General features: G+C 52.6%; 11 protein-coding genes. 3 read left to right on the top strand and 8 right to left on the bottom strand.

The window, feature by feature from the left end:
* Nucleotides 1-741: 741 nt before the first annotated feature.
* The 3 genes from B3007_RS00725 to B3007_RS00715 all read right to left on the bottom strand — a co-directional run bounded on the left by B3007_RS00725 (nt 742) and on the right by B3007_RS00715 (nt 4,344).
* Nucleotides 742-2,673 carry a choice-of-anchor I family protein gene (locus B3007_RS00725; protein ID WP_301377864.1) on the bottom strand — a complete coding sequence of 644 codons (1,932 nt, stop codon included), beginning with the start codon at nt 2,671-2,673 and terminating at the stop codon, nt 742-744.
* A gap of 171 nt (nt 2,674-2,844) precedes the next feature.
* Entirely contained in the window at nt 2,845-3,564 is a 720-nt protein-coding gene (locus B3007_RS00720; RefSeq protein ID WP_068434842.1) for a YebC/PmpR family DNA-binding transcriptional regulator, read from the bottom strand.
* A gap of 60 nt (nt 3,565-3,624) precedes the next feature.
* Nucleotides 3,625-4,344 carry a tRNA-uridine aminocarboxypropyltransferase gene (locus B3007_RS00715; protein WP_301377863.1) on the bottom strand — a complete coding sequence of 240 codons (720 nt, stop codon included), beginning with the start codon at nt 4,342-4,344 and terminating at the stop codon, nt 3,625-3,627.
* Between the two features lie 187 nt (nt 4,345-4,531).
* Between B3007_RS00715 and B3007_RS00710 the strand changes: the two genes are divergently transcribed.
* Together B3007_RS00710 and gdhA are read left to right on the top strand one after the other, a co-directional pair.
* Complete coding sequence (locus B3007_RS00710) at nt 4,532-5,035, top strand: pyridoxamine 5'-phosphate oxidase family protein (RefSeq protein WP_301377862.1); 504 nt, start codon at nt 4,532-4,534, stop codon at nt 5,033-5,035.
* A 145-nt stretch (nt 5,036-5,180) separates the two neighbouring features.
* Complete coding sequence (gene gdhA / locus B3007_RS00705; RefSeq protein WP_301377861.1) at nt 5,181-6,440, top strand: NADP-specific glutamate dehydrogenase; 1,260 nt, start codon at nt 5,181-5,183, stop codon at nt 6,438-6,440.
* Here the strand turns inward: gdhA and B3007_RS00700 are convergent.
* The 3 genes from B3007_RS00700 to B3007_RS00690 form a co-directional block, all read right to left on the bottom strand.
* Complete coding sequence (locus B3007_RS00700) at nt 6,421-8,604, bottom strand: sensor histidine kinase (RefSeq protein ID WP_301377860.1); 2,184 nt, start codon at nt 8,602-8,604, stop codon at nt 6,421-6,423. The two genes, gdhA and B3007_RS00700, sit on opposite strands and share 20 nt — an antisense overlap.
* 145 nt (nt 8,605-8,749) lie before the next feature.
* Entirely contained in the window at nt 8,750-9,757 is a 1,008-nt protein-coding gene (locus tag B3007_RS00695) for a hypothetical protein (RefSeq protein ID WP_068434835.1), read from the bottom strand.
* Between the two features lie 82 nt (nt 9,758-9,839).
* Complete coding sequence (locus B3007_RS00690) at nt 9,840-10,472, bottom strand: LuxR C-terminal-related transcriptional regulator (RefSeq protein ID WP_301377859.1); 633 nt, start codon at nt 10,470-10,472, stop codon at nt 9,840-9,842.
* A gap of 185 nt (nt 10,473-10,657) precedes the next feature.
* Here B3007_RS00690 and B3007_RS00685 point away from each other — a divergent pair, with 185 nt between their 5' ends.
* Nucleotides 10,658-15,481 carry a hypothetical protein gene (locus tag B3007_RS00685; RefSeq protein WP_301377858.1) on the top strand — a complete coding sequence of 1,608 codons (4,824 nt, stop codon included), beginning with the start codon at nt 10,658-10,660 and terminating at the stop codon, nt 15,479-15,481.
* A gap of 110 nt (nt 15,482-15,591) precedes the next feature.
* On the opposite strand, the gene B3007_RS00680 is transcribed toward B3007_RS00685, so the two are convergent.
* Both B3007_RS00680 and B3007_RS00675 read right to left on the bottom strand, forming a co-directional pair.
* Entirely contained in the window at nt 15,592-17,709 is a 2,118-nt protein-coding gene (locus B3007_RS00680; RefSeq protein WP_297533316.1) for a TRAP transporter large permease subunit, read from the bottom strand.
* Between the two features lie 250 nt (nt 17,710-17,959).
* Entirely contained in the window at nt 17,960-19,474 is a 1,515-nt protein-coding gene (locus tag B3007_RS00675; RefSeq protein WP_297533315.1) for a vanadium-dependent haloperoxidase, read from the bottom strand.
* Nucleotides 19,475-19,564 lie beyond the last annotated feature (90 nt).

The raw sequence follows: 19,564 nt of genomic DNA, 5'->3' as shown, positions 1-19,564 counted from the left end.
TGGGGATCAGCGTTAATTTCTGATCAACAACCCAAGGCCAACTGATCGGCGGCGAGTTCGCCTTTGCATTCCCTCTCTGTCATAGCCCCGGTTTCCAACCGGGGTTTTCTGGCTATGAGAGACCTAACAACCTAATCCCGACAGACTGCCAGACGACTCCACGTGCGCGTCGGTGCGCCCCTTTTTCAGGAATTGATTATTGCCAGATAGCTATGTACACAGAAACTTCAGATGAACTCTATTCAGGGCGGGGCAGAATCGAGTAGGAGGGGGAGTCGCCTCCCCCGTCCTCTCACACCACCGGGCAAACGGATCCGTACCACGGCGGTTCCTGTCCCCCATTATCGGGCTGAGCTTCGTTCCGCTGAATTCGCTCGCCTGTGTGCTCTGAGCGCTTCGACAGTCTTTGGGCTTCCGGCCCGCCATACAGTTATCGAGAGCCCTCCGGGGAGGCTTCTGCTCGTACACATCAGAGAGTGGTCAACTATCCACTCGTGACAGGTTCAGCCCTTCAGCTCTTGGTTAGAGAGCCTAATATGGCCTCTGCTGACTCCTGTTCGCCCATCCCGACACCTCACGGTGCTTCAAGTGTGGTTATGTAGGGCCTATCAACCAGTTAATCCGTTGTGAGTTTTGCTTGTCGCCCACCTTTCAATTTCGCATAGCAACCAGATAATCCGGATACCCTAAAATAAAAAGCCCGACTGCCATCCGACAGCCGGGCTTCTTATTCGCTAACGTTTATCGGATATCCTGAAAAGCGATTGAGTAAACGGTCGTCGTACCGCTGACTTCATTACCGACTGCAATGAAGTGCTTTCCTTCACGAGTAAAGTACTCAATAGACTCAGGGCCAAGATCACCCGCATCAACACTGTAAGTGTCGTTGTCGCACTCTGTACCATCGACCACAGTGCAGACAGGTGCATCAAAGTCGCGGTTGTTCAGATAGCTCTGATACACAGGCTCAGTTGGGTCAGTAATGTCGAACACCATTACGCCACCCTGACGCTCCAGACCAACGAACGCAAAGAAACGATCACCAATCTGCGCAACTTCGATCGCTTCTGGTTCAGTACCTTTGTCATCAGATCGGTTGTCGCCTGAGTCGTTCTCGTCGTTCGTCGAGTTAAAGTCCTCTGGATCTGTATCGAATACTTTTTGGGCAATCACATCACCACTGTCATAAACGAGGTCGCCTGCTGCGTCCCAGATCGAGAATGAACGGGCACCGAAGGTCACGATGTCATCACCGGCTGCGTATTCCGCCTGATCCATCGTTACTTTGATACGCTTCAGTTGATCATTGTCATCCAGAGCCGCCTTAAGAGGATGTGCTTCTGCAACCAGCTCTTCGATATCACCACCACGGGCTTCATCAATCCACGAGATGCAATCGTCTTCTTCGTTGGCGTAGGCATCAGCGTCTTCATCTTCACCACCCGGTGCGAAGTCATCGCCATCCCACTCATGACCAGCAGCATCACAGGCCTGCTGAGTCGTCTCGTAGATGTACTCACGACCGTCGCCTTCGTTAGCGGTAAGGATGTAGGTCGCGCCGTCGATCTCTACGCTGACGATGGTGTCTGGCATATACAGGCCCACCAGCTGCTCGTAGCTGGCGAACTCACCCGTGCCGTCGTCTTTGTTAGATGCATCCAGCTCATTGCCCGACGCTGAATTCCAGGACTTTTTACCCAGCCCCTTCATTCCCTCAACACGAGCGTCAGCCACATCAATAATGGCGACCGCGTTGTTTTCCTGCATAGCTACCCAGGCAATAGAAGCATCGGCGTTTAATGCCAGATACTCAGGCTCCAGATCCTGTGCAACTGTGGTGCCCGCAGGCCCAGGCAGACGTACACTTGCAGGGACTTCATCGGCACGGCTACCACCGACATTAAAGTCTGCAAAGCTGACCTGAGAGACAACGGCGTCATCCGGGCCAAAACCGTTCTGCAGATCAACGATAGTGACAGAACCTTCAGGGTCATTGGTGTAATCACCGCTTGGCTCACCTTCGTTAGCGGTCAGGATGTAACGTGCATCCTCAGAGAGGGTCACCATATCTGGGAGAGCACCCGCCGTGTAAGTACCAATCAATTCCAGAGTATCGGAGCGGTACAGAGCAATCAGGCCAGCGTCCTGCTTAGTTGCCGCTTCGATGGCCACGGCTACCAGACCCTGTTTCGCCGACACACTGTTAGCCGCGCCAATTTCTATACCCGCCGCAGTGGCTGCAGCAGAAAGGTTGATCGTGCCGTGCTTACTTGGCGCGCTTGTGGTCTGCGCCAGAGAGAGGACGTCAACGGTCGCGTCTTCTGCGTTCACGACATACAGTTTGTCGGAGCACTTGTCGTACGAAACGATCTCAGCAGACGCCGTATCGAACTCATTGCCAGACACATAGGTATCAACCACTGACAGCTCAAGAGTGCCCGCCACGGAGGTATCGGTTGCCGTCGTAACGGTTTCACACTCGATTCCAAGATCCGCCAGCTTAGGGCTGTTATTGGTTTCGCTACCTGCATCTGTGTTCGTGTCGGTATTGGTATCCGTATTTGCGTTGTTATTACTGTTGTTACTATCGTCGCCGCCGCACGCTGCCAGAGTCGCTGCGAGAATCGCAGGCACAATGATCTTCAATGCGGGCGCTGTCAGAGATGTTTTCATCGTCTTCCCCAGAGTCACATATTTATCAGTGACGCAGGATGACCGAGAATTATTTCAGCTTAGTGACAACTCCCTCACAGGAATCGGTGGCTATGGACACCCACAAAAAACGGGAGCCGAAGCTCCCGTTTCTAACCTACTAACTAGCCAATCATCTGTCCAACATACGGCTTATTCAAATGAACCGTTGTGGTAGATTTCCTGAACGTCTTCGAGGTCATTAATTAACCCTGCGAAACGCTCAAACTGTTCAACGTCATCCCCTGCTATCGGGTGTTCCATCGTTGGCAGATAAGTAATTTCTTCAACTTCGAAGTCGATATCCGGGTTCATTTCCTGCAGAGCCGTCTTGGTTTTAAAGAACTCGGTCGGTGGAACAAGAACAGTGATCATGCCATCTTCGCACTCGATGTCAGACACATCGACGTCGGCCATCATCAGGGCTTCGAGTGCCGCTTCTTCGTCGTCACCGGCAAATACGAACATGGCACGGTGGTCGAACATGTGCGACACAGAGCCTTGTGTACCCAGCTTGGCCTTACACTTCGAGAACACACCACGGATCTCACCGAAGGTACGGTTGGCGTTATCGGTCAGTGCGCTGATCAGCACCATGGCACCGCCCGGAGCAATACCCTCATAAAGAGCCGGCTGGAAGTCTTCGCCGGTTCCGCCACTGGCTTTATCCAGTGCTTTCTCGATCACGTGGCTTGGCACCTGATCTTTCTTCGCGCGGTCAATCAATGAACGCAGAGCCAGGTTACCTGAAGGGTCTGTACCACCGGCTTTGGCCGTTACATAAATCTCACGGCCATACTTGGAGTAGACTTTGGTTTTTGCAGCGGCCGTTTTGGCCATTGATTCTTTACGGTTCTGATACGCGCGGCCCATAGGAATTGCTTCTTGTGGCTGATTTAAAAAAGCCGATTGTACCCGCAGGCGTCGGGATTGTCAGTTTTCTGAAGACGGAGCTGAATCGCTCTTCTCATTAGCAGGGAATTTATTCGAGCGCCCTGCCAGATAATTCTCCCGGAAGACATCAAAATACGCCTGTAAACGACGCGCTGCCTCCCGGTGACCAAGGCGTTCCAGCAAGGGGATTGCAACTTCGGCAGTTCCCAATTGATGATCGCGCACCGCAACACGCAGGCGATACTCAGACAGAGCTTCTGGCTCTACGGCTATCACCGGCAACGATTCGAGCCAGGGACTTCTGTACATCTTACGCGCTTCGCGCCAGGTGCCATCGAGAAAAATCAGAAGCGGCGTTCGTCCATCAATGTACTCTGCCAAAGTTCGCTCTTCGCGCAGCTGGCGCTCTACCTCAACGTACTCATACGGAAAAACAATCACGGGGGCGTATGCCGGATCAGAGAGCAGCGCCAACATATCTTTGTCTGGCTCAGTTCTCGTCCATTGAAAGGCATGGTTGTCTTCGAGCACATCTGCAATCAACCGCCCCGTATTGCTCGGCTTGAAGACCTCACCCTGATAGTAGATAAGGCAAACGGCAATACCGGCAACTGACTCCGGTCGCTGTCCACAGACACACAGGCGCACTGACAACAGGCAGTCGTCACACCGGGAAAGTTTACTACCACGGGCCAGGAATTCGCGGCGTGAAAGCGCCTTCTGTCGGGCTCTCAAACGAGTAACGCTGGTTTCTTTCATTTATCTCGCCATTTGCCCTGCCATACAAACATACACCCACCACCTGGAAAGAAGCGCGATATCCGGAGCGGGATTCTGTGTGAATCAATACAGCAATGCCAGCCAGTGAAAGAAATTGGAACAAATTTCTTATCTGCCACTCACACCATGTACAACACTTGTCTAGCTTTTTGCTAAGGAGTCTCTCATGGCCGCATTAGATCAACTTCAGAATGACCCAAAAGCCGCACTGTGGAACGCACTTTCCGAGGAAACCGCAGTCATGCTGGGAATAGATGGCGTTACTGACTTTATGAAGCCTATGGCCGCCAAACCAGACCTTGATAGCGAAACCATCTGGTTCTTTACTGATAAACGAAGCGAAACATTTGGCCGCCTGTCGGGTGAGCCCGCTGCACGCATCTGCATCAGCGATTCAACCGAACATTTCTGGGCCGACATCAAGGGACGTATTAAGGTCGTCAATGACTCAGAAGTCGTTGCTAATAAATGGTCTGTCGATATTGAAGCCTGGTACGACAAAGGCAAGCGTGACGACAACCTTCAATTAATGGCGTTCTCACCAGAAAAGGCCGAACTGTCTGCCTCTACGGCTAACCCGATCAGTTTCAGCTGGCAAACCGCGAAAGCCATTCTGGGTAATCAGGATCGCCCAGACATCAGTAAACAGAAACAAATCACCTTCTCATAAAGATGAAAAAGGCAGGGCGCGGACGCCCTGCCTGACCGAATAACAGCACCCTATCCGTACACAGGAAACGTCCATGTCATCCCCCGTTACATACCAGGAATAACTAGAAAACTATCATCCTCATGCCGAGGAATTTCATCAGGCGGTGAAAGAAGTCTGTGACGACATTGCCGAAGAATATGAAAGCAGTGATGACTATGCCGAGTGGAATATCATCGAGCGCCTGATTGAGCCAGACCGGATTATTAAATTCCGCGTCAGCTGGGAAGATGATAAAGGGAAAGTGCATGTTAACCGCGCATGGCGCGTGCAGTTTCATAATCTGCTTGGCGCCTACAAAGGCGGCTTACGATTTCACCCGACAGTGAATGAGAGTGTTCTTAAATTTCTGGGTTTTGAGCAGTGTTTTAAAAATGCACTCACCGGCTTACCCATGGGCGGAGCCAAAGGTGGATCTGACTTTAACCCTAAAGGAAAAAGTCAGCGTGAAATTATGCGCTTCTGCCAATCCTTTATGCGGGAGCTGTATCGACACATAGGCCCGGATACCGATGTGCCTGCGGGTGACATTAACGTCAGCAGTAATGAGATCGGCTTTATGTTTGGCGAATACCTTCGTATCAATAACCGTTGGGAAGGTGTACTCACAGGCAAAACCCCAGGGTTCGGCGGCAGCTGTGGCCGCGAAGAAGCAACAGGTTACGGTGTTATTTATTTTCTACGCGAAATGCTGCAAGCCCATGATGACTCGCTGGATAACAAACGTATCTTAATTTCAGGCTCAGGCAATGTTGCGCTTCATGCCGCCGAGAAAGCCATCGCTGAAGGCGCTGTTGTTCTTACTGTTTCGGATTCGAGTGGCACTCTGTATTTCAAAGACGGAATGACAGAAAAAGAGCTCAACGCCATAAAGTCACTGAAACTCGACGATAAAGGCCGGCTTAAAGAAGCCTCCGTTGGTGATTACCAGGAGGATAAGAAACCCTGGGGCATAGAAAATGCTGACATCGCGCTGCCTTGCGCTACACAGAATGAACTGGATGATAAAGACGCAGAAACCTTACTCGGCAATGAGGTTCGTATTCTGTGCGAAGGCGCAAACATGCCACTAACAGACGGAGCACGTAAACAATTCCTCAACGCCTACGCGTTATACGGCCCTGCGAAAGCAGCTAACGCTGGCGGCGTTGCTGTATCGGGCCTTGAGCGGTCTCAGAATGCTGAGCTAACGACCTGGCCAATTTCCCGCGTTGATGAAGAACTGAACCGCATCATGAAAGAAATCCATGAGCGGTGCATTCAGCATGTAAAGAAAAAGGATGGCGTTTATCCATACAGCCGCGGGGCGAACATCTATGGTTTCAAGAAACTCGCGGGGGCAATGATTACTCACGGGATTGGCTGATTGCAGCATCCAGCCCTACAGTGTCGAGTAGCGGCCCGTCTAATGGCACTTCCAATATAAGCTGCCAGCAGACGGTGCCCTGTTCGTCGTGGGGTTTTACCGAAATTTCTGCGCCAAGCGCTTGTGCTCTGGCGCGCATACTTTCCTGCCCTAAGCCCTGATCAATGCGCGGCAGGTCTGGTGAATCCGATGATTTACAGTAATTTATCATGGTGACGACCAGAGCCGGGCCTTTCACAGAAGCGCTTACCTCAATGCTGTTACTACCTGCTCGCAGGGCATTACTGAGAGCTTCGCGGAGAATACGCTCAAGGTGGTAATAACCGTTTCTGGTGAGCGTGAGATCTGGAACATCTTGCGTCCACACAAGCGGCACATCATAGTCCTGGCAACGCGCCTGTGCCTCATCCTTCATTGACACACATAAAGCCTCCAGTCCATCGGGCGCATCGAAACTGTGATTAAGCAGGTTGCGTAAATCCGAAATGGCGGAACGCACCAATGCCTGCTCCTCTTCTGCACTGCGGCGAAGAATGGTCAGCAGCTTTGCCCCAATATCATCGTGCAGGTCGCGCCGGATTCGTTGGCGCTCCGACTGCACACCTTCCTCATGCGCACCATGAGTCCGGTCGATCAGATCATCCAACGCTCGAATTAAATCAGCGGTTCTGAAATCATTTTCTGTCAGGTTTCTTGCGCCTTGAAAAGGATGCAACAACTCGAGAAATCTCGCTTCGCCTGAGGCATCTGGCGCCGTCAGTTGCAGAACGTTTTTCTGAGGATGTGAGCCGGTATAGATTCTGATATCCAGGGGAGAGAATACGGTTCTGAACGCGTCGGTTAAACGCTCCTCACGGCTCAGGTATCGATCATTTACTAACCCGGGCAACGAATCCCTGAGCCAATGATCAAGCTCCCCACGGTGAGCTGGAAGCAGCCTCGCAAGAAAGAACTGACGCACCGGAAAGTACAGCCAGCCGACCAAGGCCAGAGAAATTGCTAAGGTTTCAGGGCCACTGCGCGACAGCAGATACGTCAGCAAAATATCGATCATCAGGATGGCCATACCACCCGCGATCCAGCCCCAGACTTTTAAGTACCAGGGATCAAGATCAAACACCCTGTGCCGGATCACAGCAAACAACATCCCGAAGTACATAAAGACAAACGTCACCAGCACCATGGACTGAGAGGCCAGAGGTGGACGCCCCATCAGCATAGGAACAATAGCGGTTATTGCGAAAATACCCGTTCCTGCCACGACCGATATAAAAATCCAACGTACTTTTATTCTTTCTTCACTCCCCGGCGCACTCTTCATCCACTGCACAAACAAACCAATAAGAGCGGCGATCAAAGAAATACCGTAAGGCAGATAAAACATAACGGCTGTCTCGGGGTGCACGGGAAAGAACTGCGCACTCAATGTCGAAATCAGTGGCAGACTGAATACGCACCAGGCTAAGCGCGAGCCAAACAGTATTGCGGGGTAATTCCACAGAAAAGCAATCAGACCAGTAGCAAACAACGAAGAGCCAAGATGGTTCATCAACGAGGCTGCAAAAAACAGATCCCCCTGAATAAACAAATCGCGGGTACTGTAAATGGCTGCAAACAGGCTCGATAACGCAAAGCCGACGCCTGTAATCACAAATGCTATCCGGCCGGAGCGTTCACTTTTATCAGAACTGAGTAGCAACACCAGGAAACAGATAAGAGCGGCAAGAAAGCCACTGAAGGCCTGAATCCAGAAATCAAACCTGAGATCCGCCAGCGTTCTCGACCGCGGATCAACGTCAATCAGGCGACCGTCGTCCAGTGCCAATGAGAGCTGATCATCCAGCAACCAGGATGAAACCAGACCCACCTCATCCATGACTCTGCGATAGTCTTCAATCAGAGGCAGACTGTCCGGTTCTTCAATAAAGAGTTCAGGCGTCGCCACTATACGCTGCTCTTGCGCTGTGCGATTCACAAAAGCAATTACCCGGTCAGTTTGGATCTCGCTCCTCGGATCGGTCTCAAGGTCAGAGTAGAAAACATGGCCGTCAGAGGTATTAAAAGTGCCATCAGCCTCAGGCAGCGACAGCGAAGTCAGTGCAATAAGCGCCAGAAAAATAACAGGAACCAGAACCGAAAGCATGGCCTGAGAGCGGAGATTCATAGACAGTATCCGTGCAAGGGAGTGGCCGACTTTAAATGGGAGTTGCCTGAAATAACACGTCGAAACAGGTCATGTGCTATCTATTGCCTGAATTGTTCAAAAGGTCAGAAAAAAGGGCCCGAAGGCCCTGAAAAGAACGAAGAGGTTACTCTCCGGAGGTGAAGGCTTTCAGAACTTCGTCATTAGTCAGGTCGATGGCCTGAAGTACACCACGCGCATAAATGACAGGATCAGCATTCACAGTGACTTCAGTGGTATCAGATGAACCACCGCTGACCATACCTAACAGTCCGCTGAATGCATTCGCCGCTTTCTGAGCACCTGAGGTGGTATCTTCAGTTTCGCCGTACGCGCCACCAATAATGACCGGCGTTTCAAGTTGGGCGTAGCCTGATTTGTTACTGAATGTCCCGGACACCCCACGCAGGAATGAAATGCCGGAATTTGGCTGTACGTTAATCGCCTGACCAAAGGAAACTTCTGCGCTGTAGGTACGTTCACCCGTGTTGTAATCCATTGAGCGGTCCGTCTGGCCCGACAGGTTGGCGAAGTGAACACGGTAATCGGCCATGATCACCGGGTAGTCCAGATCTCCAGCCAGTTTCGCTAAGTCATAAACCATGGGCACGCCAGGTACCGCGGGATACGACTTGTAGTAAAGGAGATCCATTCCTTCTGGAGTAAAGGTCAGGGTTTTTCCTTTATCACCTTTAAAGAAAGAGCCAACAGAAGAGGGCTGATACGGGGTTTCCAACGTATCAATTTTTTCCCAGTCTTTGTTGGCCGTAAGTTCTTTATAACTGCGGATAACGTAACCGTCTGCCTCCAGTTTAGCGACGAAGTTCTTGTAAGCTTCCTCCGTAATGGCTTGCATAGTTTCTTGCGGAATGCCTTTCAGTTCAGATTTAAGAATGGCTTTTGCGTATGCCCGGTCTTTGCTGAACATGCCACTTTCGGAAGTCGCCGAGGCCTTATCTTTGGTAACAAAGGTTACGGAAAACTGCCCGAGGTAAACTTCTTTGCTTCCCTGTACTTTCTCGAGATTGTCTGTAACTACTTCAATTTTTTTCTCTTCGGCTTCGCCGCCTCCCATGCTGGCACATCCGCCAATAGCAAGTGTCAGAGCGATGAAAGGAACTGCTAACGTTTTCATGATTGTCTCCCTTTAAATAACTTCCGAAGTCTAGTAAGAAGTGCGTTTTCAAAAACCCCATATTCATGGGGTCAGAGTCCTTTTATGGGTCAATCAGGCCCATATTGACGGCCTTTACTGCAGCCTCGGCCCGATTCGAAACCTGCAATTTCTGATACAGAATTTTCATATAGCCCGAGACTGTATTGGGCTTCAGCCCTAGAGCATCAGCCGCCTGCTTTACGCTCAAACCATTAGCAATCAGGTGCAGAACATCACGCTCCCGGTTTGTCAGCTCGACTTTTTCACTGTGGCCAGGACGAAAATAATTCAGAACCTGTAAAGCTATTGATGACGACAGCGGTGGACGCCCATCCATGATTCCGCGGAGCGAGGCAGTAAATTCATCGTTCGTTTCATCCTTGAGCAGATAACCATCTGCGCCCGCCCGCAATGCAGGAAAAAGATGTTCTGAGTCATCGAAGATGGTCGTAACCACACACAGAGTTTCGGGCTTTCTTTCTTTGATATGACGGATGATGCTCTCACCGCGCCCATCGGGTAATCCGAGATCAATTAAGGCAAGGTCAATGGACGGAAGCACCAGGTGACGCAGTGCCTCGGTAACCGATTCGGCCTGATGTACAGCGACGCCCGGAAAGATGTCTTCCGCCCGTTCCGTCAGCCATTCGGCAACGTCGGGAAGGTCTTCAACAATCAATACTGTTTTTATCATTCAGATAGCGCTCCTGTGCCCTCAGTCATAAAAACTGACAGGTCTGTTCAGGAAACGGATGATATCTATACCCTTTTCATTAGGGTAGCCACACTTTAGGACCCCCCTGAACATGGGTGCCCTGCCTCCCCTCCTCAGAGTTAACGTTTCGGGCTGATAAAACCCCCTTTTCTGAGGCCACGTTTATGGAACGTATTAAGATGGAACGCATTGCGCTCGCAGGGATATTTGCGGGTTCATTGTTGCTGAGCGGCTGCGGCAGCTCGTCCGGGTCGAGCTCCTCCGATGCTCAACCCACACCCGGTAACCCCACTACGCCAGAGGCTCCGGTTACGACACAAACGGTATCGGGTACCGCAGCGATTGGCGCAGCCATTACTGACGGAACTGTGACAGCGGTCTGCTCTGACGGCAGCAGCTTTACTGAAAGTGTGACCACCGACGCTAACGGTAACTGGTCAGGCGAAGTCGCCGATGGTGCGATGCCCTGTGCTCTGCAGGTTACAGGTGGCAACCCGCCTGTGACCTTACACAGTTATGCGACGGCCGCAGGCACGGTGAATATCACACCGCTTACCGACCTGATTATGGCCAAAGCGACCGGCCAGAGCCCCGCCGACTGGTTTGCGAACTTCAACGGAACCGCGGTGGATACCTCAACAGCGTCCACTGATCTGCTGAATTCGTTTGCTGACAAAGGATTCACTATCCCAGCAACAGGCAACCCCCTGACCACGCCGTTTGCAGCCGACGGCTCGGGCTGGGATGGCCTGCTTGATGACATCGGTGACGCCATCGACAACGATCCGGCCATTGCCGATTACGACGCTCTGGTCACCCTGGTGAAAGACGGCAATCTAGCGAATCTCCCTGCACCACCGCCGCCTGAGATGTTCAGTATTGCAGGCACCATTTCAGGGGCGACCGGCACCGTGATCTGGGAAACTCTCGTCGCTGGCAGTATTGTTCAGGACGGCGGAAACACGAACGGCGCTGTGACCTTCTCACCTCTTGCTGGCATTGCTGAAGACAGCAACTGGAGTGTGGTCATTAATACAGCTCCGTCTGGCCAGACCTGTTCTGTGACCAATGGCAGCGGCGCTCTGACGGCCGACGTCACCAACGTCTCCATCACCTGTAGCGATGAAGTGGTTGCTCCCACCACGTACAGCATCAGCGGCACGGTCTCAGGTGCTTCTGGCAGCGTGATCTGGGAACTGCGCAAAGACGGCGTATTTTTCAATGATGGCGGTAGTGGCAATGGCGATGTGTCCTTTACCTCTGCAATGGACGCCGGCAGTGACTGGTCCGTGGTGATTGAATCCGCGCCTTCCGGTCAGACCTGTGCGATCAACAATGGCAACGGCTCCCTGACCGCCAATGTGACGACTGTCTCTATCACCTGTTCGGACATCGTTGTCGGCCCCACCACGTACAGCATCAGCGGCACGGTCTCAGGCGCTTCTGGCAGCATGATCTGGGAACTGTACAAAGACGGTGTATTCTTCAACGATGGCGGTGCGACTAACGGTGCAGTGACCTTCACTGATGCCATGGCCAGTGGCAGCGCCTGGACACTCAGCATCAACTCGGCGCCATCGGGCCAGACCTGCACCATAAGCAACGGCAGTGGCACATTAACCGGCAATGTCAGCAACGTCGCCATCACCTGCGAAGACGAAGTAGTGACGCCACCACCGACTCCAGGCGAGGCACTCTACGATTTTTCTGGCCTGAATCTCGACCCTGAACTGCCCGCAGGCTTCACGCCCATTGCTCCACAGGCATCGCCGATTGATCCATCAAGCAATATTGCCAGCTTGTATGCTCAGCTGGCGGCACAACAACATGACGCGATATTTGCACCGATTCCTGACGAGCTAACCCGCTCGGTAGACAATATTACGACTGGCAATAGTTACCAAATTACAGAAACAACGGCGACCCATGACTGGTTGAGAGTCACCACTGTAAGCATGGGCGCCGATGCCGTCGCCGACACCAGCGATGACTTCATCATGAGCTATACCATTTCGCCTTTTGGATACCTGGGCGTGTCGTATGGCTTTGATCATCCCGGACAGGATGGCGTGTGGTATACCGAAGACGATATCGCAGCAAGCAGCAATGGTGGCGCGGTGGTCATTTCGCAGGAAAGCCCTCTTGAATTTGAAGGCGCCAGCGAAGGCGCGATTCTGAGCCTACCGTGTCTGGACCCAGGCCAGGATGGCGTTGCCTTTACCGAAGATGACTCTCCGGGATGTATTCTTGTTTACCAGGTAATCGTTATCGATGGGGAAGGCAATCGCGGCCAGGTCGTCAACTACAAAGGCAGCGGTGCGGATGAAATATGGTTCACCAGTGATGACGTAGTGGACAGCTATGTCACCGTCACCACTGACCTTAGCATTCCTCAGACCGTCACCGCCGTATACGACGATGAGGGCGAGGATGGCATCTGGTTTACCGATGACGACGTCGTCGACACTCACGTCCAGCAGTTACTGGGCGATAACTACCAGCCGCTGTATGCAGCAAACTATACCCTAGCCGGTAGTGATGCCACCTGGTTCACTGCCGACGACTACGCCAACGGTTACAGTTACTACGGCTATAACGAAGACGGCGATCTACTGATTATTGCCAATCACAGAGGCCCGGGCTTCGATGGCGAATGGTTCACTGCGGATGACTTTGCCAGCGGCACCCTGTCACTGACCAAGGAAACCGATACCGGCACCGTCAGGATTACCGCACCAGTGAACGGTATTGGCCCGGACGGAAAATGGCTGAGCGGCGACGACAATATCTACGGTTACAGCTACCGGATGTATGACGACGCCAACAACGAGCTTGAGCGTGCGGATTTCAGCAGCAAAGGCGCGGACGGCCTCTGGTTTACCTCGGACGACCTACCGACAGCCTCGTACAACTACTTGAAGTACGAACGCGATACCGAGGGGCGTGTGCTTAAGCAGTTTTACTATGACCCCGCGCGCGATCCGAACGCCCCGGCATTCAGCGACAGTCAGATCTATCGCTACAAAGTGTATTCTGCGGATTTCTCCAACAGTCTCGACGTCGGCACAACCGCGTTCGGTAACGATGATATTCCTCTGACGGAAGACGACACTCTGGCTTGGCCATACTCTATCGCCACAGACACAGGCTACGACCAGTACAATCAACCGGGGCCGGATGCTATATGGTTTACCGACGATGACGTACGCAGTGGTTACATCATCGAGACCTATGATGGTAGTCGCCTGATCGTAAGCGAGCGCTACGACATCAATAACACCCTGCTGTTCTATATTGAGTACACCGAACTGTCATCAACGTCTTACCGCATTGAGGAATTTGTGCTCAATGATTCCGGCGCGTTCGTCCTTGCTGGCTATCGCGAGATCGACGAAGACGCCTATGGCAATCCGCTGTACACCACCTGGTTCAGTGCCGCCGGAGACATCAGCAATGTGTCCTACACCGAGCGCAATTCGGACGGCCTGATCGTGCGTGAAAGCGGTGCCTACAGCGCAGGGCCAGACGGTATCTGGAAGACCGATGATGACTTCACTTACTATTCACTAAGTGAGTACAACGCAGAAGGTGAACTGGTCATGTCAGCCAGCGAGTATCAGGGCAGCGATGGCCTGTGGGACACCGACGATGACCGCTACACCGTAAATGCCATTTATCTTCTGGATTATGGCACTGATACGCTGGCAATGAATGCAGGGTTTACTCCAAATGCATGTGCGGACCTCGTGGCTGGAAGCGGAGACATCTCCGTGATGGTGCGCGACGCCAACGGCGCAGCAATCGCAGGGGCTATCGTAATGCTGAACGACAACGATGCCACGGTCACAACGGATGCGTCTGGCATCGCTTCATTCACGGGGCTGTCGGGCACTCAGAATGTGCACGTATTCAATGACGGCTACGGCTACGAGAGCTTCTACTGCGTTGTTCCGGGGCAGGATATCACCCTGTACTCTGAGCTTGACCAGCTTGGCGTGGCGGCAGATCGCTCCTATGTGCCCTTTTATAACGACACCGGCGACAGCTATGTACTGGCGCTGCTTGACGATAACCATCAGCCAGTGAACGAAGCTGATCGCTTTCTCCTGACATCCTACGCAGCCAACTATTACTACCAAGACCTCTACTTCGACGTTCCGGTTGGCACTGAAGTCACAGGAAATCTCTGGGCCTTCAAAGTCGAGAGTGGTGTCATTACCGGTGCAGAAGATCTGGGCAGCCAGACCTTCACGACCATTCCTGCTGGAGAAAATCCGATCGTCAGTGAACGTGAGCAGCTGTCCATTTCGTTTACTGCCACGGATCTGGTTCCGGTGGCTCTGCAAGGGGCTTTCGCAGTGCCAGTCGCAGGCACTTACTACTCCAGCATCACGCTTGGTGGCTTCCTCTCTCTTGGTTTCGAGTACGACTATGCGACTCAGAACTACCCTGCGAAATTGCCGGGTATCGATATCGACCTGCCGGATGCCACTCTGGTGAGCATGGCCTACACCGAAACCTGGGAGTACTGGCAGCCTCGCAGCCTGCTGGACCGCAGCGGCGATATTGTCGAGCACTCAGTAGTGACCGGTATTGCCTATCGCCCATTGATCGAAGGTCAGGACGACAGCAGCGCGAACCCAACCATCAGTTGGACACCTGTCCGGGACCGCATCGATGGTTACAGTGATCTGACGACGCTGAAACTGGGGACGACTTCGAATAGTGGTGGCAACCAGACTGCCTGGGCAGTTCACTTGCCCGCAGGTGAATCAACGGTCACCCTGCCGTCCTTGCCTCCTGGTATGACAGATACTGTGCTGCCAGAAAGTGAGTACACACTTATGCTGGAAACAACGGCCTTCATCGATATGGATTACGACGAAGTAATGGGTACCGTCGATATCAATGATATCGACTACAGCATTGCCACTGAGCGGATGCGCACCAGTTCGCTGGAGGCGAATGCACCTAAGCTGATGCGCTGAGTACCGTTCGCGCATAACGAAAACAAAGCAACAAAAAACGGGGCCAATGGCCCCGTTTTTTGTGTCAGATTCCTCAACAATCACTCATCCGAAGTTGAGAACTGATACTCTCAGGAATACCCAATCGCCAATGGTATAAAGGCAACAATCATCAGAGCTGTCGCCATCGTCACCAGCGGCAACAGGATCTTCTCATGGCGGTACCAGAAGTTTTCGCCGATCACTTCTTCTTTCGACAACCGGACTTCTTCTTCACCGACCACCTGACGTGTTAACAGGTGGTTAAGCGCAACAGGTGGGCTCAGATAGCCAAGCTCGAAGGCCACCAGCGTCACCATCCAGAAGTGCACCGGATCAATGCCCGCCTGATAAGCGATACCTGCGATGGATACGCTCACAAGCACGACTGCGCCGTATGGGTCCATGATCATGCCGATCACCACCAGTATCGATACGAGCACTGCCATCGCCAGCCATACTGAGTTGAAGTCCACCGGAATATACGACATGAGTTCAGCGCGTTCGACAACGCCGCCAAGACTCATCGACATGCCCATCAGCATCAGCAGCGCACCGATATGAACGATTGCTTCCGTGGTCGACTCGCGCAGGGTTTTCTCCATGCTGTCGCGGCCGTGTTTCAGGTCCGCGAACGAGTTCGCCAAACGTGACTCAACGTAGTCTGCGTTCAGATTCTCACGTTTAAGAAGGCCTTTTTCCTGCGCAATACGCTCATAAGCAATAATGGCCAGCAACAGCACAGGAAGAATAATAGGTGCAGAAAATTCGTCGAGATACGCATCCAGCAGCACTGCATAGATGCCCAGAACAAGGGCAATAATGATGACGTACGGAATCAGCGGACGCAGCGATGTGAAGAACTGCGACCAGGCATCATTGCTGAAATTCGCTTTATTCGACTCGCCCTTGCGGGTAAGCAAAGCGTAGAGGGCAAACAGCGTGGTCGTCAGCAAGAAGATTTTCACCCCCCAGCCAAACAGCTGATCTGTGGTTACTTCTTTATTAAGTGCCGCAACGATAACGACCAAGAGGCATGGACGCAGCACCACACCCAGGGAGCCAGACATCGCAGTTGCCGCCAACGCCAGCTGACGACGCGTGCCTGCGCGACGCAACTCAAGATAAATCAGACCACCGACAGCGATAACGAAAATACCCGAACCACCGGTGTACGCCGTAGGCAGTGCAGCGAGAATGACGAGCACGACCGAAAAGATCTCCGGCGCCAGATTGAAAGGCCGGAATATATTGAACACCTTCTGCGCCATATCGGTCCGCTTCAGCAGCATACCGATCCACACATACAGACCGACATTCAGGAACAGTTGTGACATTTCCATCATCTGATTCAGATGGATAGCAACGCCCGCCGGATGACCACTGAGAATAAAGTAAAGGCCCGTACCAATCGCCATGCTCGCATACAAGGGCACAGATAACTGAGCACGGAGGAAGCTGCCGCCCGGCTTAGCGTCATCAGGAATGACGAAGAACTGATAGATAGAGATAAATATCGGAGCCGCGAAACCCGCTATCCACATCCAGTGCAGAACGGCGTGCTCTGTAGAAACGTCGACGCCCGCGGAGAAAACGATATCTTTGAAATTCCAGACCGAATCAAACAGGACGGCGAACGCAATGCCCTGAGCTACCGCCGCGACACGGTAGTCCATCACGGTTTCCATTGGCTTCAGAGCAATATGGTGACGACGGAACAGCGCCGTACCGCCGCAGATCAGTACCAGTACTGCAAGCAGGATACGCTCTGCCGAAAGACCAATATCCCCCAGCTTAGATACCGCCAGCTCTACTGAACGGAATACCTCAACCCCTGCAGTGATCTGATCCATATTCTCTGCATAATGCTGATGTTTCAGCTGGCAACTCGCCTTAGAAGCGGTCAGAGACTGACGAAGCACCTCTGGACCGGGAGGTGGAGCAGCAAACAGATCAAATTCATCCGCCGGTGGCGCAGCCTCTATGCGCTTCTGAACCTCAGCATCAATGTCCATCTGCGGGTCGCAGGTTGGCTCAACCGGGTCCTGGCGCAGCTGGAAATACCCTTCCCATACCGACTCGCCCAATTGCAGAAGCTGGCCATGAACGGTATGGCTGGTGTTCAGCAGGATAACGAAAACTAAAATCAGAAAAGCAGGCAGCGCCATCGACCATTCAAGCGCCGCATTAACATTGCGTTGGTTATGCATCAGAGATTGCCCCGGAAACGTCTTTTTTTCTTATAGTGAATGCTGAAACTGCTGTACTGGTCAGCATTTATACAAACGCCGGTAAGATCTGTTTTTTATAGACACATGTCAAGAAACTTTACCCAGCGACAAGCCACTGGCACGAAGTGTGCGGCTTCCAGCCCAGCACCTTGTCCTCTACGCACTCCAAAAAAAACGGGGCCAATGGCCCCGTTTCTACTGCTCAATAAGCAACTAACAACTCAGCGGCTTACCACCACTTCTTGTTGCTGTATGTCGCTGGATCACGCAGCGGCTGGCTAGGACCACGCGCTGGCGCAGTACCATCGATCAGAGACTGCATGTAGTCGTAAGCCATGTCACCGAAGTCACCACACAGTGCCAGAGACTCATCAACGGCTGCCTGGAAGTGAACACCTGCCCAAACGCGGCTCTGACCACAGTCCTGTTCGAACTCACTCCAGGTATTGAATACCAGAGTGGTATCCGCTGCTGGCGTCAGGCCTGGCTCGATACGGGAAGAACCTGCCGGATACTCAACAGGGAAGCCGAGCATGTCGTCACCCAGGAAAGCACGCGCTGACTGAGAGTGTGCTGCACAGAAGCAAGAGGATGCTGATGGGTACTCAGGGTGATCCGCTTCTTCCATGTAAGCGCGCCATTGGTTCGCTGGCAGCATCACAGTGCCTTCACCCGGGCCGCCCCAGGCTTCAACCGGCTGATCGCCGTAGATGTGCTGAATCGCAGAGAACGGACGAACACCGTCGTACTCAGCTTTTTCCTGCCATACGAAAATACCGGCATCAAACGCTGCCATGTTGGTCAGGAAGTCCAGCTGGATGAACTCAAGCAGAGACAGGCCACGAGACTGAGCCGCGAACACAGCAGAGAAACCGAGAGAGAAGATCTTGTTATCAAACAGTTCCGCTTTCAGCTTCTGCTCTTCGGTCAGGTTCGCTGACGCAACCAGAACTTCATCAGCCTGTTGCTTATACAGGTGCTTGAAAGGTGCAAAGCTGTTCGCAGGCCAAGGCACACTGAAACGCTCTGGATCATCGTAAGAATACGGCTCAACGTTCGCGTACTGAGGCGTTACGAACTGCTGCACTTTGTAGAGGCCAAGACCCTTACGCTGAACATCTGGCTGCCACTTTGAAGGACGCTTGAGATCATACGCAGTGTTCTTTGGCTCATAACCTGTGTAGTCGGCATAAGGCTGTGGGTGCACATCTTCATTGATCCAACCAGCCTGGTTCATGCCGTCATTCAGACGACCTTCTGCAACTGCTGCGCCGGCAACGTTACCGATACCGACAGGGGTAGTCAGGTCAGTACTGGTGTCATCAGGGTCCAGACCGGCTTCAACCAGCATTCCACGCCATTCTGCAGTGCGCTGTGGCAGCAGCACTTTCAGCAGCTGATAAGACGCATACAGGGTCGCAATATTGATGTTCTCGTTGTCTACGCTCTCAGACGCAGGACGATTAGGAATACGTGAATACACACCTACCGCCGTTGGGTGGTAAGGCGCCGACGCGTCGTACCAGGCATTGGTCACCTGTGCTGTCACACGCAGAACCAGGGTTGCGTCACCCGCAGTCGCTGAGATGTCCTGGAAGATTGCAGGCGCGACTTTTGAGATCACCAATTCAACTGGCGCATTTCCTGTCTGCAGGTCGTAGGCAGAAGCCTGGTTTACAGCGATGGAGAGCAGAGCAGACGCAGCGAGAGCAAGCGGACGCCCCTTAAGAAGAGGGAGTTTCATAAGATTTTCCTTATCTGTTATTTAGAGTTTGCACCCAATACCGCCGAATACTTCCGCACGGCAGATAAGAATATGCGCCATTTTCATTTC

Origin of the sequence: Thalassolituus sp. UBA675 (genome assembly GCF_002297765.1) — a bacterium.
Lineage (GTDB): Bacteria > Pseudomonadota > Gammaproteobacteria > Pseudomonadales > Oceanobacteraceae > Thalassolituus.
The sequence above is the reverse complement of the archived record's forward strand: the minus strand, read 5'-3'. Positions and strand labels throughout refer to the sequence as shown.